Annotated in this window: 2 protein-coding genes; both read left to right on the forward strand. The window is 69.8% G+C overall.

Features of this window, described 5'->3' with window-relative positions:
* On the forward strand, positions 1 to 1,608 hold a 1,608-nt coding region (locus Q4F73_RS12240), incomplete at its 5' end, for an iron ABC transporter permease (RefSeq protein ID WP_303359616.1).
* Positions 1,609 to 1,612: 4 nt separating this feature from the next.
* Positions 1,613 to 2,601 (forward strand): ABC transporter ATP-binding protein (locus tag Q4F73_RS12245; protein ID WP_303359617.1); only part of this gene is annotated, 989 nt, incomplete at its 3' end.

Genomic DNA, 2,601 nt, shown 5'->3' on the forward strand with positions numbered 1-2,601 from the left:
GTGACCCGTATGCCCGCTCTCCCCCTGATGCGCGTCGGGGTGTGGCTGATCGTCCTCGGACTGTTCGTCACACCTCTGACGCTGGTCGTCACCCTGGCCGCCGGTGGCAACCAGATTCCCGTGCTGCTGGACCAGGGGCTGGGCACCGCGGTGTGGAACTCCGCCTACACCACGCTGCTGTCGGCGGTGGGGGCCACGATCGTCGGCACCGCCATCGCTCTGCTGCTGGACCGCACCAACGCCCGCGGCACCACCATTCTGCGGCTGTTCCTGCTCTCCCCGCTGCTCATTCCGCCGTTCATCGGCGCGATCGCGTGGCTGCAGCTCTTCGGCCCGAATCAGGGACTCAACAGGTTCTTCGGCACCGAGATCTGGAACATCTACGGCGCGGACGGCGTGACGTTCCTGCTCATCCTGCACTCCTATCCGATCGTCTACGTCATCGTCGCCGCGGGCCTGCGCTCCATTCCCTCGGATCTGGAGCAGGCGGCGCGGATCTCCGGTGCCGCCACCACGACGGTGTTGCGCACCGTCACCCTGCCGCTGCTGCGCCCGGCGCTGCTCTCGGCCTTCACCCTCACGGCGGTGGCGAACCTGGCGGACTTCGGTATCCCCGCGCTGCTCGGTTCCCCGGCGCGCTTCGAGACCCTGGCCACCATGATCTACCGCTTCATGGAGTCCGGCACGGTGGCCAACCCGCTGCAGACCGTCTCGACAATCGGCGTGGTCCTCCTTTTCCTCGGTATCGGCGCAGTCACCGCCGACTACCTGGTCTCCCAGTGGGCGGGCTCCAAGCTGCAGGACACCGGCCAGGCGCTGCGTTTCGATCTCGGCGCCGCCCGCTGGCCGGTCACCCTCCTGGCCTGGGTCATCGGCCTGGCCGTCACCCTCGGCCCCATTCTCGGACTGGCCTACCGCGCGCTGCTCCCGGCCCCCGGCATCCCGCTGACCCTGGACACGGTTACGCTGGAGAACTTCCGCCGGTCGCTCGCGAATCCGCGCGTGGTCGAGGGTTTCTCCAACTCCGTGACACTGGCACTGTCCGCCGCGCTCATCTGCGGCATCCTCGGCTGGCTCATCGGCCTGCTGGTCACCCGCACCCGCTTTGTCGGCAACACCGCGCTGACGCTGACGGTCCTGCTGCCCACCGCCCTGCCGGGTCTGATCATCGGTGTCGGCTGGCTCATCCTGGGCCGCTACACCGGCACCTACAACACCATGTGGGTGATCCTCGGCGCCTACGTCTGCGCCTTCACCGCGCTGGTGCTGCAGGCGGTGCGTGCCCCGCTGCAGGGCACCCCGCTGGCGGTGGAGGAAGCCGCGCGCATCTCCGGTGCGGGACGCCTGTGGGCCCTGCTGAGCACCACCGGCGCCATGGCGATCCCGGCCGCGTTTTCCGGCGCGGTGCTCGTCGCGGTCACGGCCGTACGCGAGCTCACGGTGTCCATCCTGCTCATCGCCCCGGGCACCACCACCCTCGGCGTGCAGGTGTTCAACCTGCAGCAGGCCGGCAACTACAACCAGGCCTCCGCACTGTCGCTGATGTTCGCCGTCATCGGTATCGTCGCCCTCGCGCTGACCGTGCGTTCCCCGAAAGTCAGGAGCTGACCCCGTGTCGTCCATCGACATCCATGACCTCACCGTCACCTTCCCCGACGGCACCACGGGCCTGGCGGACATCGATCTGCACGTCCACCCCGAGGAGTTCATCGCGCTCATCGGCGCCTCCGGTTCCGGCAAGACGACGCTGCTGCGCACCATCGCCGGGTTCATCTCCCCTTCCGCGGGCCACGTCGCCATCGACGGCCGCGACGTCACCGATGTTCCCCCGGAGAAGCGCCGCATGGGCATGGTGTTCCAGCAGCACGCCGTGTGGCCGCACATGTCGGTGGCCGGGAATGTGGAGTACCCGTTGAAGCGCGGGGGCGTCGATAAGCACGAGCGCACCCGGCGCGTGGAACGCGCCCTGGAACTCGTCGGCATGGGTGGCTTCGCGCGGCGTAAGCCGGATTCCCTGTCCGGCGGGCAGCGGCAGCGCGTGGCACTCGCGCGCGCCATCGTCGCGGACCCCACCGTGCTGCTTCTCGACGAAGCCCTCTCCGCCCTCGACGAACCCCTGCGTGACAGCCTCCGCCGCGAGCTGGTCACGCTCACCCGGCGCGAGGGCCTGACCACGGTGCATGTCACGCACGACCGCGCCGAGGCGCTGTCCATCGCCGACCGCATCGTCGTCCTCGGCGAGGGGCGGATCCAGCAGATCGCCACCCCGGCCGAGCTCATCGCGCGCCCGGCCACCGCCGAGGTCGCCGCGTTCATCGCGGACGCCACGCTTCTCGACGCCACCGCGCTGGATGTCGAACCCTCCGAAATCGTCGGCAGCGGCGAGTCACTGACCCTGGCGGTGCTGCCGCACATGGTGGAGGTGCTGCCCGCCGACGCCGAGGGCATCCCCGCCCAGGTGCGCTCCGTGCTTTACGACGACGGCGACTGGTCCCTCACCCTCGACGCCCTGGACACCGTGTTCCGGGCGACGGTGCGCGGTGCACGGCCCGAGGTCGGCGACGCGGTGACCATGCGCGTGCACGGGCCGCTGGGGTACCG

The organism is Corynebacterium sp. (genome assembly GCF_030535495.1).
In the GTDB taxonomy this organism is placed as follows: domain Bacteria; phylum Actinomycetota; class Actinomycetes; order Mycobacteriales; family Mycobacteriaceae; genus Corynebacterium.